The sequence below is a fragment of the Marixanthomonas spongiae genome, from assembly GCF_003095375.1.
GTDB classification, from domain to species: Bacteria; Bacteroidota; Bacteroidia; order Flavobacteriales; family Flavobacteriaceae; genus Marixanthomonas; species Marixanthomonas spongiae.
The window spans coordinates 170,271-186,847 of sequence record NZ_QEHR01000002.1 but is presented as its reverse complement, the minus strand read 5'-3'; the positions used below and the strand labels follow the sequence as shown (position 1 = coordinate 186,847).

General features: G+C 41.9%; 12 protein-coding genes and 3 tRNA genes. 1 reads left to right on the top strand and 14 read right to left on the bottom strand.

What is annotated here, in order from left to right; translation table 11 throughout:
* Positions 1 to 6: 6 nt before the first annotated feature.
* Positions 7 to 534, bottom strand: a complete 528-nt coding sequence (locus tag DDV96_RS03465) for a hypothetical protein (protein WP_116693349.1) — start codon at positions 532 to 534, stop codon at positions 7 to 9.
* A 447-nt stretch (positions 535 to 981) separates the two neighbouring features.
* Between DDV96_RS03465 and DDV96_RS03460 the strand changes: the two genes are divergently transcribed.
* Complete coding sequence (locus DDV96_RS03460; RefSeq protein ID WP_116693348.1) at positions 982 to 2,568, top strand: peptide chain release factor 3; 1,587 nt, start codon at positions 982 to 984, stop codon at positions 2,566 to 2,568.
* Between the two features lie 162 nt (positions 2,569 to 2,730).
* On the opposite strand, the gene DDV96_RS03455 is transcribed toward DDV96_RS03460, so the two are convergent.
* The 13 genes from DDV96_RS03455 to DDV96_RS03395 all read right to left on the bottom strand — a co-directional run bounded on the left by DDV96_RS03455 (position 2,731) and on the right by DDV96_RS03395 (position 16,566).
* Positions 2,731 to 3,054: a DUF3467 domain-containing protein gene (locus DDV96_RS03455; protein ID WP_116693347.1), complete on the bottom strand. Its 324-nt coding sequence runs from the start codon at positions 3,052 to 3,054 to the stop codon at positions 2,731 to 2,733.
* Between the two features lie 224 nt (positions 3,055 to 3,278).
* Positions 3,279 to 7,577 (bottom strand): DNA-directed RNA polymerase subunit beta', encoded by a 4,299-nt coding sequence (gene rpoC / locus DDV96_RS03450; RefSeq protein ID WP_116693346.1) that lies wholly within the window; start codon positions 7,575 to 7,577, stop codon positions 3,279 to 3,281.
* Between the two features lie 92 nt (positions 7,578 to 7,669).
* On the bottom strand, positions 7,670 to 11,482 hold the full coding sequence (gene rpoB / locus DDV96_RS03445) for a DNA-directed RNA polymerase subunit beta (RefSeq protein ID WP_116693345.1): 3,813 nt from the start codon (positions 11,480 to 11,482) through the stop codon (positions 7,670 to 7,672).
* Positions 11,483 to 11,630: 148 nt separating this feature from the next.
* Positions 11,631 to 12,005: a 50S ribosomal protein L7/L12 gene (rplL, locus tag DDV96_RS03440; protein ID WP_116693344.1), complete on the bottom strand. Its 375-nt coding sequence runs from the start codon at positions 12,003 to 12,005 to the stop codon at positions 11,631 to 11,633.
* Between the two features lie 57 nt (positions 12,006 to 12,062).
* Complete coding sequence (gene rplJ, locus DDV96_RS03435) at positions 12,063 to 12,584, bottom strand: 50S ribosomal protein L10 (protein WP_116693343.1); 522 nt, start codon at positions 12,582 to 12,584, stop codon at positions 12,063 to 12,065.
* A gap of 12 nt (positions 12,585 to 12,596) precedes the next feature.
* The gene (gene rplA, locus DDV96_RS03430; protein WP_116693342.1) at positions 12,597 to 13,292 is read right to left on the bottom strand and encodes a 50S ribosomal protein L1; all 696 of its coding nucleotides are present in this window, start codon (positions 13,290 to 13,292) and stop codon (positions 12,597 to 12,599) included.
* A 21-nt stretch (positions 13,293 to 13,313) separates the two neighbouring features.
* Positions 13,314 to 13,751 (bottom strand): 50S ribosomal protein L11, encoded by a 438-nt coding sequence (rplK, locus tag DDV96_RS03425; protein WP_116693341.1) that lies wholly within the window; start codon positions 13,749 to 13,751, stop codon positions 13,314 to 13,316.
* 72 nt (positions 13,752 to 13,823) lie between these two features.
* Positions 13,824 to 14,378: a transcription termination/antitermination protein NusG gene (gene nusG, locus DDV96_RS03420; protein WP_116693340.1), complete on the bottom strand. Its 555-nt coding sequence runs from the start codon at positions 14,376 to 14,378 to the stop codon at positions 13,824 to 13,826.
* Between the two features lie 2 nt (positions 14,379 to 14,380).
* Positions 14,381 to 14,569, bottom strand: a complete 189-nt coding sequence (secE, locus tag DDV96_RS03415) for a preprotein translocase subunit SecE (RefSeq protein ID WP_116693339.1) — start codon at positions 14,567 to 14,569, stop codon at positions 14,381 to 14,383.
* A gap of 135 nt (positions 14,570 to 14,704) precedes the next feature.
* Positions 14,705 to 14,777, bottom strand: a tRNA-Trp gene (locus DDV96_RS03410).
* Positions 14,778 to 14,886: 109 nt separating this feature from the next.
* Positions 14,887 to 16,071: an elongation factor Tu gene (tuf, locus tag DDV96_RS03405; protein WP_116693338.1), complete on the bottom strand. Its 1,185-nt coding sequence runs from the start codon at positions 16,069 to 16,071 to the stop codon at positions 14,887 to 14,889.
* Positions 16,072 to 16,227: 156 nt separating this feature from the next.
* Positions 16,228 to 16,299 (bottom strand) — tRNA-Thr (locus tag DDV96_RS03400).
* Between the two features lie 191 nt (positions 16,300 to 16,490).
* Positions 16,491 to 16,566: transfer RNA gene (locus DDV96_RS03395), tRNA-Gly, on the bottom strand.
* Between the last annotated feature and the right edge of the window lie 11 nt (positions 16,567 to 16,577).

Here is a 16,577-nt window from a genome sequence, read left to right as displayed (position 1 = left end):
CTTTTTTTATCCTTCATTCAGGTCTGGAACAAAAACTTTTAAAACCGTACTTGCCGCCCCTTGTTTACAAGATGCAGACTTTGCCTCTACCTGTATGCAACTCCACCGTTGTGTGGGGGTACCTTTGGGGACCGTTACCTTAACAGTGAATTTATAGGATTGTCCAGGGTTTACAGAAACTGCATCACCGCTGGCAACAGCTCTACCGTTGTTGTTTTTTACATCAATTTTTTTATTATTTATCGCTATGTCCAAATTCACATTTGCTTTGGTGGTTCTGTAAGCAACAGAATTTGAACACGGCTCTTCAAGCTGCTTAAGGGCTATGGTGTAGCTTTCAGAAGCACTGGATGTATTGGTAAGCACCATATCGTAAACAGCTCCATCTTCATCTGCAGATTTCGAATTTCTATTCTTTTCCACAATTAATGTAGCATCGCAAGACTGGGCATTTACTCCAGAAACAATGAAAAATGCAAAAAGAAAAGTACAGGTTAGTAGTTTTCCAAAAAAAGGGATTTTTTTAATACTCATAACTTTAAGGTTTGAATCTTGATCACAAGAACGTTCTATATTTGATACTGTATGTTGGTGAAAATCTTTGATTACTTCATTTAAAAAATTGAAATAAACTTCAATAAGTAGAGGAATATCTAAAATTTTACACTTACGTATGTCGCCAAATAATAGATTACTTATCGTTTGCTTTTAACAAAGGTACGTAGGAAAAAACGTTAAGGATTTACAAAAACCCAACTATTAGTTCAAATGCAATAAATTTTCGTTGAACTACAAGAATTAGGGTGATTTAACAATTAAATTTGTAGGAAACACATATACGTATAAGTACGTACAACGTTGATGTTTAAAAGGATTAAACGATTTTTATTTGTGAGAACACTTACATTCAAAACTATTGGAAACACCTATTAAAACCTTTGTGAAAACCCGTATCTTTGACGCCAAATTTGAACAGCCATTATGTCAATTAAACGTGAAATTGAACGCAGGAGAACCTTCGGGATCATCTCTCACCCCGATGCCGGGAAAACCACTTTAACCGAAAAACTGTTGCTTTTTGGCGGGGCCATACAGGAAGCGGGTGCGGTAAAAAGCAACAAGATAAAAAAAGGGGCCACGAGTGATTTTATGGAGATTGAACGGCAACGGGGCATCTCGGTCGCCACTTCAGTTTTAGCATTTGAATATGAAGGCATTAAGATAAACATCCTCGATACGCCAGGGCACAAAGACTTTGCCGAAGACACCTTTAGGACCCTTACCGCCGTTGACAGTGTAATCGTTGTTATTGACGTGGCCAAAGGGGTTGAGGCCCAAACAGAGAAATTGGTCGAAGTATGCCGCATGCGCAATATCCCCATGATTGTTTTTATCAACAAAATGGACCGGGAAGGGAAAGATGCGTTTGAGCTGTTAGACGAAATAGAGCAAAAATTGAACCTACGGGTAACCCCTTTAAGCTTTCCTATTGGAATGGGTTATGACTTTAAGGGAATTTACAATATTTGGGAAAAAAACGTCAACCTTTTTAGTGGCAGTAGCCGAAAAAATATTGAAGAAACCATCGAAATTGAAGATTTAAGCAATCCTGAACTCGACGAACTTATAGGTAGCGACGCGGCCCATACGTTAAGGGAAGAACTGGAGCTTGCCAAAATCTACCCTACGTTTAATCGTGAAGAATACCTAAACGGCGAACTGCAACCTGTTTTCTTCGGTTCGGCATTGAACAACTTTGGCGTACGCGAATTGTTGGACTGTTTTGTTGAAATAGCCCCAAAACCGCGTCCTAAAGAAAGCGATACGCGCTTGGTAAAACCAGATGAAAAAGATTTTACGGGCTTTGTGTTTAAAATACACGCCAATATGGACCCCAAACACCGGGACCGGCTGGCTTTTGTTAAGATTGTCTCTGGCACCTTTGAACGCAATACGCCTTACCTGCACGTACGTAATGGCAAAAAGCTGAAATTCTCCAGCCCCAATGCCTTTTTTGCTGAAAAAAAACAGATAGTGGATATTTCCTATCCCGGTGATATAGTTGGGCTTCACGACACCGGAAATTTCAAAATAGGCGATACGTTAACAGAAGGCGAAGAAATGCAGTACAAAGGTATCCCCAGTTTTTCGCCGGAACATTTCAAATACATCAACAACGCCGACCCAATGAAAAGCAAACAGCTGGAAAAAGGGATCGACCAATTAATGGATGAAGGCGTTGCACAGCTTTTTATCCTAGAACTGAATGGCCGAAAAGTGATTGGTACCGTTGGCGCCCTCCAGTTTGAAGTGATTCAATACCGTTTGGAACATGAATACGGTGCCTCGTGCCGATATGAAAATCTCAACGTTCACAAAGCCTGCTGGGTAGAGCCCAATGACCCTAAAAGCGATGAATTTAAGGAGTTTAAACGCGTTAAGGCAAAATACTTGGCGAAAGACAAGCGGGACCAACTGGTATTCTTCGCCGATTCTGCCTTTACTTTACAAATGACCCAAACAAAATACCCTAATATTAAACTACACTTTGTGAGTGAGTTTAAATAGGGTATTCTTCTCTATTCATCATGTTTTGAATTTACCTGTACGCATCCTGTAAGCAGGTATTTTTTGAAAGCTGCAATAGTGCGTTCAAGATTCAACCATCAAGAAGTTGAAGCACGCATGTATGCATGTATATTCTTTAAAAAAACTATAAAGCAAGGTCTTCTATGCTTCACCCGTTGGTCCGAAATTTAAAGGGATTGCCGGTTGCTCTTGTTCTTTCACTTCGCCATGGGCTTTTTCGAACCGTTGTATATTATCGTGCAAGGCTTTTAACAACCGCTTGGCATGTTGCGGGGTTAAAATTATACGGGATTTCACCTTGCTTTTGGGCACGCCCGGCATGATGCTCACGAAATCTAAAATAAACTCGGATTGCGAATGATTGATAATCGCCAAGTTGCTGTAAATGCCTTGGGCTACGCTTTCGTCCAGTTCAATATTAATTTGTCCTTGTTTCTTTTTTTGTTTGTTTTGATCGTCTGACATTGTGTTTTATTTATATTATTTTGGGAAGTTTCAATACAGTCCCGATTTTAATCGGGTCCAGCCACTTCTTTTGTTATTAGTTATTTCCGCCTACACTAAAAAGTTCCGGCGGACAAGCGTGGCTTCGGCTTCCCTCAACCACCTTTTAATTATTGATTATTAAATATAAAAGAAAAATCCCGTATGGACGGGATTTTTCAGTACTTATCTAAACTATTCTATGTTTAGTTAAAATTCACTTCTTGTTTCTCGCGGGTCATTTCTTCCAGTTCCTCTTTGCTTCCTACGATTATGGAATCGTATTCGCGCATACCGGTACCGGCAGGTATTTTATGACCTACAATAACATTTTCTTTCAGTCCTTCTAAAGTATCCACTTTACCGCTTACCGCAGCTTCGTTCAATACTTTTGTGGTTTCCTGGAACGATGCAGCAGAAATAAACGACTTGGTTTGCAGCGACGCTCTGGTAATACCCTGCAATATTGGGGTTGCAGTTGCATTAACGGCATCCCTTGCTTCAACCAATGCTTTGTCATTACGCTTCAAGATAGAGTTTTCATCCCGCAGATCACGCGGCGAAACGATCTGCCCTTCCTTAAGGGTTTCACTATCCCCGGCGTTTTCAACTACTTTCATTCCGAAGATTTTATCGTTTTCTTCAATAAAGTCATCTTTATGAGCTAATTGATTTTCCAAGAACGTGGTATCGCCACTATCAACAATACGTACTTTACGCATCATTTGGCGAACGACCACCTCAAAGTGCTTGTCGTTGATCTTCACTCCTTGCAGACGATAAACTTCCTGAACTTCGTTCACCAAGTACTGTTGTACTGCTGAAGGTCCTTCAATTCGTAAAATATCTTCTGGAGTAATGGAACCATCAGAAAGCGGCATTCCGGCACGTACATAGTCGTTTTCTTGAACCAAAATCTGGTTGGACAACTTCACCAAGTACTTCTTTATTTCGCCCACTTTAGACTCCACAATGATCTCCCGGTTACCGCGTTTTATTTTTCCGAAGGACACCACACCGTCAATCTCGCTTACTACGGCAGGATTGGATGGGTTACGGGCTTCAAAAAGTTCGGTCACTCGTGGCAGACCACCGGTAATATCCCCAGCTTTTGAAGATTTACGTGGTATTTTCACCAACACTTTACCAATCTTGATTTTTTCCTCATCGTCAACCATAATGTGAGCTCCCACAGGTAAGTTGTACGAACGGATCACTTCATCTTTTTTTCCGAGAATTTGAAGCGTTGGTATTTTCTTTTTATTTCTGGATTCTGAAATTACCTTCTCCTGGAACCCAGTCTGCTCATCTATTTCAACCTGATACGTAACACCTTGCTCGATGTTTTCGTACTTAATCTTACCGGCAAATTCTGAAATGATCACCCCGTTGTACGGATCCCATTCGCAAACCACATCGCCTTCCTTAATTTTATCACCATCTTTTACATATAGTGTAGAACCGTAAGGAATGTTATTGTTACTCAAGGTAATTCCGGTTTTCGGATCGATGACCTTTATTTCGGAAGTACGGGAAATCACGATATCGATTTGTTTTCCTTCGGCATCTTCACCTTTAACCGTTTTCAGGTCTTCAATTTCAGCTTTACCATCGTATTTGGCAACCAGCTTGTTGTCTTCTGAAATGTTTCCGGCAATACCACCCACGTGGAATGTACGCAAAGTAAGCTGTGTACCGGGTTCTCCAATGGATTGCGCCGCTACAACACCTACTGCTTCCCCGCGTTGTACCATTTTATTGGTAGCAAGGTTGCGGCCATAACATTGTGAGCAAATTCCTTTCTTGGCTTCACAAGTTAATGCAGAACGTACTTCTACGCTATCAACAGCAGAATCACCGATAATCTTGGCGGTTTCTTCTGAAATATGCTCGCCTGCTTCAGCCAATACTTCTTTATTCAATGGGTTTATTACATCGTTTAATGCAATACGACCAATGATCCTGGCTTCCAAGGTTTCAACAACCTCTTCGTTTTTCTTCAATGCGGAAACTTCAATACCCCTTAAGGTACCGCAATCTACTTCGTTAATGATAACATCTTGCGATACATCTACCAAACGACGCGTTAAGTAACCTGCATCGGCCGTTTTAAGTGCGGTATCGGCAAGACCTTTACGGGCACCGTGAGTAGAGATAAAGTATTCCAAAATTGAGAGCCCTTCCTTAAAGTTGGACAAAATTGGGTTTTCAATAATCTCACCACCACCGGAATTGGATTTTTTAGGCTTCGCCATCAATCCACGCATACCGGTCAGCTGTCTAATTTGCTCTTTACTACCACGTGCTCCAGAGTCAAGCATCATATACACAGAGTTAAACCCTTGCTGGTCTTCGCGGATACGTTTCATAGAAAGTTCCGTTAATTCGGCATTGGTAGCTGTCCATATATCAATTACCTGGTTGTAGCGTTCGTTGTTGGTAATAAGCCCCATATTATAGTTGCCTACAATACCGTCCACTTGTTTGTTGGCATCTTCGATCATGGTTTGCTTTTCAGCAGGGATAATGATATCACCTAAACTAAACGACAAGCCACCTTCAAAGGCAAACTTGTAGCCTAATGTTTTAATTTCATCCAAGAACGCTGCCGTTTTTGGTACGCTGGTTACTTTAAGGATTTTCCCAATAATATCACGAAGCGACTTTTTGGTCAATACTTCATTAATATAACCGGCTTCTTCTGGTACTTCTTGGTTAAATATCACCCTACCTAAGGTAGTTTCGATAATTTGGTATACCAATTCGCCTTCTTCATTGAAATCCTTGGTACGTATTTTTATCTGTGCATTAAGATCTACTCGTTTTTCATTGTAAGCAATCACTGCTTCTTCTTCTGAATAGAATGTTAAGCCTTCACCTTTTACTTTTACATCATCTGTGGACTTCCGCAACTTGGTCATATAATACAGCCCCAATACCATATCTTGAGACGGTACTGCTACCGGCGAACCATTTGCAGGGTTCAAGATATTGTGAGAAGCCAACATTAACAATTGAGCTTCCAAGATTGCTTCTGGCCCCAATGGAAGGTGTACCGCCATCTGGTCACCATCAAAGTCAGCGTTGAATGCCGTACATACCAATGGGTGCAGCTGGATTGCTTTCCCTTCAATTAATTTAGGTTGAAAAGCCTGAATACCCAAACGGTGCAAGGTAGGAGCACGGTTCAATAATACGGGATGTCCTTTCAATACATTTTCAAGGATGTCCCAAACTACGGGCTCTTTCTTGTCTATAATTTTCTTGGCAGACTTAACTGTTTTTACAATTCCTCGTTCAATTAATTTTCTAATTACAAAAGGCTTGTACAGCTCGGCGGCCATATCTTTTGGAATACCACATTCAAATAGCTTCAACTCCGGTCCTACAACAATTACCGAACGTGCTGAATAATCCACACGTTTACCCAGTAAGTTTTGACGGAAACGCCCTTGTTTCCCTTTCAATGAATCTGAAAGTGATTTTAACGGACGGTTGCTATCTGTTTTTACTGCTGAAGATTTACGTGTATTATCAAACAATGAATCTACAGACTCTTGAAGCATCCGTTTTTCATTACGTAGAATTACTTCAGGAGCTTTAATTTCCATCAATCGTTTTAAACGGTTGTTCCGGATGATCACACGACGGTACAGATCATTTAAGTCTGATGTTGCGAAACGACCACCGTCCAATGGCACTAATGGACGCAATTCCGGTGGGATAATTGGCACCACCTTCATAATCATCCATTCGGGTTTGTTTTCCCGGTTTTTATTGGCTTCGCGAAGTGCTTCAACTACTTGAAGGCGTTTTAACGCTTCAGTTTTACGTTGCTTAGAAGTTTCGTTGTTTGCTTTGTGCCTTAATTCGAAAGACAGGGCATCCAAGTCGATGCGCTGTAACAATTCTATTAAACACTCAGCACCCATCTTGGCGATGAATTTATTAGGATCGCTGTCTTCCAGGTATTGGTTTTCAACTGGAATCGCTTCTAAAGCATTTAAATATTCTTCTTCTGTAAGGAAATCCATTTTTTGAAGTGGTTCTCCTTCTTCATTCTTGGCGATACCGGGCTGGATGACGACATATCTTTCGTAATAGATAATCATATCCAACTTCTTGGACGGCAATCCAAGCAGGTATCCTATTTTGTTGGGTAAACTACGGAAGTACCAGATGTGTGCAACAGGAACCACTAAATTAATGTGCCCTACGCGATCACGACGTACTTTCTTTTCGGTTACCTCTACACCACAACGGTCACATACGATGCCTTTGTAGCGAATTCGTTTATATTTACCACAGGCACATTCGTAATCCTTAACAGGACCAAAAATACGCTCACAGAAAAGGCCGTCACGCTCTGGTTTGTGCGTACGGTAGTTTATTGTTTCAGGTTTAAGTACTTCTCCGCGCGATTCTGCCAAAATCGATTCAGGTGAGGCTAAACCAATAGAAATTTTGTTGAATTTCTGAACTGTGTTTTCTTTATTTCTTGCCATAATGCTGTGTACTAATCTTGTTATGTTTGAAATGGGACGATTTGCAGCGTCCCTACGTAAGAGTTAGAGGTCCCCGCTTGCGCGGGGAGCTATTACTCTTCTAATCTAATGTCAAGTCCCAGACCTTTTAATTCGTGCATTAACACATTAAAGGATTCTGGCAACCCTGGTTCTGGCATGGTTTCGCCTTTCACGATACTTTCGTATGTTTTGGCCCTTCCAATAACATCATCAGATTTTACGGTCAATATTTCACGTAGTGTGCTGGAAGCTCCATAAGCCTCAAGCGCCCAAACCTCCATTTCACCAAATCGCTGACCACCAAATTGGGCTTTACCACCCAACGGTTGTTGCGTAATCAATGAGTATGGTCCTATAGAACGTGCGTGCATCTTATCGTCAACCATGTGGCCCAGTTTCAGCATATAAATAACCCCTACTGTTGCAGGTTGGTCAAAACGCTGTCCGGTTCCACCATCATATAAATGCGTGTGCCCAAATCTTGGTATGCCAGCTTCGTCGGTCAATTCGTTGATTTGGTCTATGGTAGCACCGTCAAAAATTGGGGTAGCAAACTTGCGACCTAATTTTTGTCCAGCCCATCCAAGAACCGTTTCATAAATTTGACCAATGTTCATACGCGATGGTACCCCAAGAGGGTTCAACACGATATCCACTGGGCTTCCGTCTTCTAGGAACGGCATATCTTCTTCGCGAACAATACGCGCTACAATACCTTTGTTACCGTGACGTCCCGCCATTTTATCACCTACTTTGAGTTTACGTTTTTTAGCGATGTAAACCTTGGCAAGTTTTAAAATTCCTGATGGCAATTCATCTCCAACAGAAATGGTAAACTTCTCACGACGCAAGCTACCTTGTAAATCGTTTTCTTTAATTTTATAGTTGTGCATCAAATCGGCAACCATGGCGTTAAGGTTGTCGTCGGTCGTCCACGTACCTCCAGTTAAATGCGTATAATCGTCAACGGCATTTAACATTTTTAAGGTGTATTTCTTGCCTTTTGGGAATACCGTTTCCCCAAGGTCGTTTGTTACCCCCTGAGCGGTTTTTCCGCCTATAATTGCAAATAGTTTTTCAACCAATACATCTTTCAATGCATCAAATTTGGCATCGTAAGCGATTTCAAGGGCAGCGATATCCTCTTTGTCCTTAGCTCGCTTGCGCTTGTCTTTAATGGCGCGTTCAAAAAGTTTTTTATCAATCACCACACCGCGCAATGATGGAGAGGCTTTTAATGAAGCATCCTTTACATCACCCGCTTTATCGCCAAATATGGCGCGAAGCAGTTTTTCTTCAGGTGTAGGATCGCTTTCCCCTTTTGGAGTAATTTTTCCTATTAAAATATCACCTGGTTTTACTTCGGCCCCTACGCGAATCATTCCGTGCTCGTCAAGGTCTTTGGTCGCCTCTTCGGAAACGTTAGGAATATCATGCGTCAACTCTTCATTTCCTAATTTGGTGTCACGTACCTCTAAGGAATACTCATCAATGTGGATTGATGTAAATATATCGTCCCGAACTACGCGTTCAGAAATCACGATCGCATCCTCAAAGTTATACCCTTTCCAAGGCATAAAGGCCACTTTCATGTTTCTACCCAATGCCAATTCACCTTTATCGGTTGCATAGCCCTGACAAAGTACCTGTCCTTTTTTAACCCGGTCGCCTTTGCTTACAATTGGTTTCAGGTTAATGGAAGTACTCTGGTTGGTCTTTCTGAATTTTACCAGTTGGTACGTTTTTGAATCACTGTCAAAACTTACCATACGCTCATCGTCGGTACGGTCGTATTTAATGGTGATTTCGTTTGCGTCAACATATTCCACTTCGCCATCGCCCTCAGCATTGATCAATACACGGGAATCTGACGCTACTTGGCGCTCCAGACCGGTACCTACAATAGGCGAATCGGCTCGCAATAACGGTACTGCCTGGCGCATCATATTACTTCCCATCAACGCACGGTTGGCATCATCGTGTTCCAAGAATGGAATCAAGGATGCAGAGATAGAAGCAATCTGGTTAGGTGCCACATCGGCATAGTTAAGCGTGTTCGGTTCTACCACGGGGAAGTCACCTTCCATACGGGCAATTACACGATCGCTGTCTATTTGTCCATCTTCCTTTAGTGGAATGTTTGCTTGTGCGATCAACTTTTCTTCCTCTTCTTCAGCAGAAAGATACATCGGTTCGCTCTTTAAATCAATTTTACCGTCTTCTACCTTTCTGTAAGGTGTTTCAATAAAACCTAAATTGTTTACCTTGGCATATACCGAAAGCGAAGAAATCAAACCAATGTTTGGTCCTTCCGGTGTTTCAATGGGGCACAACCTTCCGTAGTGCGTGTAGTGAACATCACGAACCTCAAACCCTGCCCGTTCTCTTGAAAGACCTCCAGGCCCTAAGGCTGAAAGACGACGCTTGTGCGTAATCTCGGCCAGTGGGTTGGTCTGGTCCATAAATTGCGACAACTGGTTGGTACCAAAGAACGAGTTGATCACCGAAGAAAGCGTCTTCGCGTTGATCAAATCGATCGGGGTAAACACCTCGTTGTCACGAACGTTCATACGCTCACGAATGGTACGTGCCATACGCGCTAAACCAACACCAAATTGAGATGACAATTGCTCCCCTACGGTACGTACACGACGGTTACTAAGGTGGTCAATATCGTCAATCTCGGCTTTAGAGTTAATCAGCTCGATTAAGTATTTTACAATGGTTATGATATCTTCTTTGGTAAGCACTTGCTTTTCCATGTCGATATCAAGACCTAATTTTTTGTTCATTCGGTAACGTCCTACTTCACCAAGGTTATAGCGTTGGTCTGAGAAGAACAACTTGTTGATGATCCCGCGGGCGGTTTCCTCGTCTGGCGGTTCGGCGTTACGTAATTGTCTATAGATATGCTCTACCGCTTCTTTTTCTGAATTGGTAGGGTCTTTTTGCAAGGTGTTGTGGATAATCGCATAGTCGCCTTGCTGATTATCTTCTTTGTGCAACAAGATTGTTTTGGTACCGGAATCCAATATTTCTTCAATGTGCTCTTTTTCGAGCTCGGTATCACGGTCCAACACAATTTCATTCCGTTCAATAGAGACCACTTCGCCTGTATCTTCGTCCACAAAATCTTCGTGCCATGTTTTTAGTACACGGGCAGCGAGTTTACGGCCCAAGTGTTTTTTAAGGCCGGTTTTGGTGGCTTTGATTTCTTCGGCAAGGTCGAATATTTCAAGAATATCTTTATCCCGTTCAAAACCAATGGCGCGGAACAATGTTGTTACCGGCAACTTTTTCTTTCGGTCGATGTACGCGTACATCACGCTGTTGATATCGGTAGCAAATTCAATCCAAGATCCTTTAAAAGGAATGACCCGGGCTGAATATAGTTTGGTTCCGTTTGCGTGAAAAGATTGCCCAAAGAATACACCGGGCGAACGGTGCAACTGAGAGACCACGATACGCTCTGCACCGTTGATGCAAAATGTACCGCTTGGGGTCATGTAAGGAATTACCCCTAAGTACACGTCCTGGACGATGGTTTCAAAATCTTCGTGCTCAGGATCGGTACAATATAATTTTAAACGTGCCTTTAAGGGAACGCTGTAGGTAAGGCCCCGCTCAATACATTCCTGAATGGAATATCTTGGTGGGTCCACAAAGTAATCTAAAAACTCTAATACGAATTGGTTGCGGGTATCTGTGATGGGAAAGTTTTCCATGAAGGTATTGTAAAGCCCTTCGTTACCCCTTTCTTCTGATTTTGTTTCAAGCTGGAAAAAATCCTGGAAGGATTTGATCTGGATGTCCAGAAAGTCCGGATAGTCCGGTTTGTTCTGTACAGAAGAAAAATTCAATCTTTCAGTTTGCGTTGCTGACATCTATGGACGGAATTTTAATTAAAAAAACTACTATTGCATATACTCAAAAAACCACTAACCTTTATATACGCAAAATGGTTTAGGCCTATTCCGCCCCGAATTATCGGGGCTGGAAGGCCTAAACCTTAAGGTTTAAAACTCGGTGAGCTTACTTAAGCTCAACCTCTGCTCCTGCTTCTTCTAACTGAGCTTTTACTGCTTCAGCTTCGTCTTTAGCAACACCTTCCTTAATTGGAGATGGAGCGTTATCCACTAATTCCTTAGCGTCTTTAAGACCAGCACCTGTCAATTCTTTAACCAGTTTTACAACTGCCAATTTAGAACCTCCCGGAGCTTTTAGGATTACGTCGAATTCGGTTTGCTCTTCGGCTTCTTCGCCTCCGCCAGCAGCACCGCCAGCAACAGCTACAGCTGCAGCAGCAGGCTCTATACCGTACTCTTCTTTTAATATTTCAGCTAACTCATTAACTTCTTTTACAGTTAAGTTAACCAATTGTTCTGCGAAATCTTTTAAATCTGCCATTTTCTATCGTTTTAAAATAATTGTATTAATATGTGTAATTTAATTAGTGCTAAATTTTTATCCTTCTTTTTCAGAAAGGGTCTTAACAATACCCGCGATTGTACTACCACCTGATTTAAGTGCCGAAATAACATTCTTGGCAGGAGATTGAAGCAATCCAATGATGTCTCCAATAACTTCTTCCTTAGATTTAATTTCAACCAGCTTATCAAGTTGTTCGTCGCCTACGTAAATCGCTTCTTCAACAAACGCTCCTTTAAGCAATGGTTTTTCAGATTTTTTCCTGAATTCCTTGATTACTTTTGCTGGGGCGTTCCCTGTTTCAGAAACCATTAACGAGGTATTGCCTTTAAGAACTTCAGACAGTTGGCCGAAGTCCTTGTCGGTGCTTTCCATTGCTTTAGACAGCAAGGTGTTTTTTACCACGTTCAAGCTCACTCCTGCTTTAAAGCAAGCGCGACGCAATTTTGTAGTAGCTACTGCATCAAGCCCCGAGATATCGGCTAAATAAATTATGCTGTTCTCGGATAACTGTGCAGTCAAACTTTCAATTACTTGTGATTTTTCTTCTCTTGTCATAAGTTCTCAATTTTACTGCTCAGTGAAACGCTTGGTGTCGATCGCTACGCTAGGGCTCATGGTGCTAGACATGTAAATGCTTTGAATGTACACACCTTTTGCTGCCTGAGGCTTCAGTTTAACGAGTGTTGTTAATAATTCTCTTGCGTTCCCGGCAATTTTATCGGCATCGAAAGATGCTTTTCCTATTGCTGCGTGCACGATACCGGTTTTGTCAACTTTAAAGTCGATTTTACCAGCTTTTACATCGGAAACCGCTTTAGCAACATCCATTGTTACCGTACCTGTTTTGGGGTTGGGCATTAATCCTCGTGGTCCTAAAACCCGTCCTAACGGCCCTAATTTACCCATAACGCTAGGCATGGTTACAATAACGTCAACATCTGTCCACCCTCCTTTTATTTTCTCGAGGTACTCATCCAACCCAACGTAATCTGCTCCGGCTTCTTTGGCTTCGGCTTCCTTATCTGGAGTTACCAAGGCCAATACCTTTACATCCTTACCTGTACCATGCGGTAAGGTAACAACGCCACGAACCATCTGGTTTGCTTTACGTGGATCCACGTTAAGCCGAACCGCAAGGTCCACAGAGGCATCGAAATTTACGTTGGTGATTTCTTTTATTAAAGCGGAAGCTTCGGCTACGGTATAGGACTTGTCCTCTACTTTAAGCTTAGCTTCTTTTTGCTTTTTTGTTAATCTTGCCATTTTATAGATTCTTTTTCTTGGTTAAAAAGGAGCAGCTCCTTTTACTTTCACTCCCATTGACCGTGCAGTACCGGCTACCATTTTCATGGCAGACTCTACGGTAAACGCATTAAGGTCGGGCATTTTGTCTTCTGCAATAGCTCGTACTTGATCCCATGAAATAGATGCTACTTTTCTTGCGTGCGGCTCGCCAGATCCTTTTTTGGCCTTGGCGGCTTCAAGAATTTGTACAGCGGCGGGTGGGGTTTTAATAACAAAATCGAACGATTTGTCTTTATAAACCGTAATCGCAACTGGCAACACTTTTCCTTGTTTGTCTTGGGTCCTGGCGTTAAATTGCTTACAGAACTCCATTATGTTCACACCGGCAGCACCTAAAGCTGGTCCTACTGGAGGCGACGGGTTAGCGGCACCACCTCGAACTTGCAACTTTACTACTTTATCTACTTCTTTTGCCATTGTTTTAATTTTACTGTGATTTTTCCTTATGTGGAAGCTAAAGAAAAAACCTATTTATATAGCGTGTAACAATTAAATTTTCTCTACTTGCATATAGCTCAACTCCAATGGTGTTTTTCTTCCGAAAATCTTCACCATCACTTCAAGCTTGCGTTTTTCTTCGTTTATTTTTTCTACGGTACCGTTGAAACCATTGAAAGGTCCATCGATCACTTTTACCGTTTCACCAATTACGTAAGGGATGTTGACGCTTTCGTCTTCTACGGCCAGCTCATCGACCTTACCTAACATCCTGTTCACTTCAGACTGTCGTAACGGCACTGGATCACCGCCTTTGGTTTCCCCCAAAAAGCCGATGACACCGTTAATAGATTTTATAATGTGGGGTATTTCACCAGCTAAACTGGCTTGTATCATAATGTAGCCCGGAAAAAAAACACGTTCTTTGTTTACTTTTTTTCCATTCCGGATTTGAATCACTTTTTCGGTAGGAACTAGGACTTGTTCAATATAATCTTCAAGGTTCAATCGCGTGATCTCGGTTTCGATATACGATTTGATCTTGTTTTCCTGTCCACTTACCGAACGGACTACATACCACTTTTTTGCACTTTTTGTTTCAGTCATAATTACGACTTGATCCATTCAAAATATACTTCTATAACTCCGCTAAACACCTTATCAACCCCAAATGTGAGCAGTGCCAGTATTATTGAGAATACGGCCACTACCACGGTTAATTTTTGCGCTTCTGCCCAACTTGGCCAGCTTACGTGGTTTTTAAGTTCACTGTAGGATTCTTTTATATAATTTACCATTGTAGTTGGTTTTAAACCTATTTAGCACACTTTACTTTGACTGCGCGCAGCACAAGCCTCTGCTCAGTGTAAACTTCTACCTCCAACTTTTGTACCACGACAACTTGTTGGAACAAAGAAATTCTATTTTTTTAGCACGGGCGGTAAGGATCGAACTCACGACCTTTGGTTTTGGAGACCACTGCTCTACCAGCTGAGCTACGCCCGTTTATAAGGAAATGAAGACACCTTTGTTTACAGGGTTTTCAACAACTCCTTAATAAAAGCCAAGGCATCCACCTTTGGCGGACACCTTTTGACTTTTAAACTATTATTGCTTATAAAATTTCAGTTACCTGACCTGCACCTACGGTACGACCACCTTCACGGATAGCGAAACGAAGTCCTACGTTCATTGCGATAGGCTGAATAAGATCTACAGTAATTGTAAGGTTGTCCCCTGGCATTACCATTTCTACACCATCAGGAAGATTGATTGTTCCTGTAACATCAGTTGTACGTACGTAGAACTGAGGACGGTAGTTGTTATGGAATGGCGTGTGACGACCACCTTCTTCTTTTTTAAGAATATATACCTCTGCTTTGAATTTATCGTGTGGTGTTACCGAACCTGGCTTACAGATTACCATTCCTCTAGAGATTTGTGATTTCTCGATACCTCTCAACAAGATACCTACGTTATCACCAGCTTCACCTCTATCAAGGATTTTACGGAACATCTCTACACCTGTAATGGTAGAACCTAATTTTCCAGCTCCCATACCAATGATATCAACAGCATCACCTGTGTTGGCAACACCTGTCTCAATACGTCCAGTCGCAACAGTACCACGACCTGTAATAGAGAATACATCTTCGATAGGCATCAAGAAATCTTTATCCACATCACGCTCCGGCAATTCGATCCAGGTATCAACAGCTTCCATCAATTCCAAAACGGTATCTGCCCATTTTTGCTCTCCGTTCAATGCCCCAAGAGCAGAACCAGAGATTACAGGACCGTTGTCACCATCATACTCATAGAAAGAAAGCAAGTCCCTTACTTCCATTTCAACCAATTCCAACAGTTCTTCGTCATCAACCAAGTCAACTTTGTTCAAGAACGTAACGATTTTTGGAATACCAACCTGACGTCCCAATAGGATGTGCTCACGGGTTTGTGGCATAGGGCCATCGGTAGCAGCAACAACCAATATAGCACCGTCCATTTGAGCAGCACCAGTAACCATGTTCTTTACATAATCGGCGTGACCTGGACAGTCAACGTGTGCGTAGTGACGATTTGCCGTTTGGTACTCTACGTGAGAAGAGTTAATGGTAATACCACGTTCTTTTTCTTCTGGAGCGTTATCGATTTGATCAAAAGCACTGGCTTCTGAATAACCAGCATCAGCCATTACCTTAGTAATAGCAGCTGTCAAAGTTGTTTTTCCGTGATCTACGTGTCCAATGGTACCTATGTTTAAGTGAGGCTTGGACCGATCGTATGTTTCTTTTGCCATGTTGTATTAATTTAAATCTTAGTTATATATTAGTGTTCAATTTTAAACAAAGTTGAGCCAAACAGGAATCCCCATATTTTGGGAGAACCCACTACCTAAAGTGCTTTGTGCTTTAAACACGAACACTACAGGCACTGGCAAAATTTTTTCACGTTGAGCCAATGATGGGAATTGAACCCATGACCTCTTCCTTACCAAGGAAACGCTCTACCCCTGAGCTACACCGGCTTTTGCTAGTCGCAGGTTTAAGGCCTCAAGTTTCAAGTTACAACTAACTCAACAACCAGTAACTTTCAACCATTGTAGAGCGGGAGACCGGGTTCACTTCGACTGCGCTCAGTATAAACTTCTCACTCTACTCTTGTCTTTTTCAATAAAACATGCTATTAAAAGCAATCTTCTTCTATATTAAAAGAACTTGGAGCGGGAGACCGGGTTCGAACCGGCGACATTCAGCTTGGAAGGCTGACGCTCTACCAACTGAGCTACTCCCGCATTTTATTTCT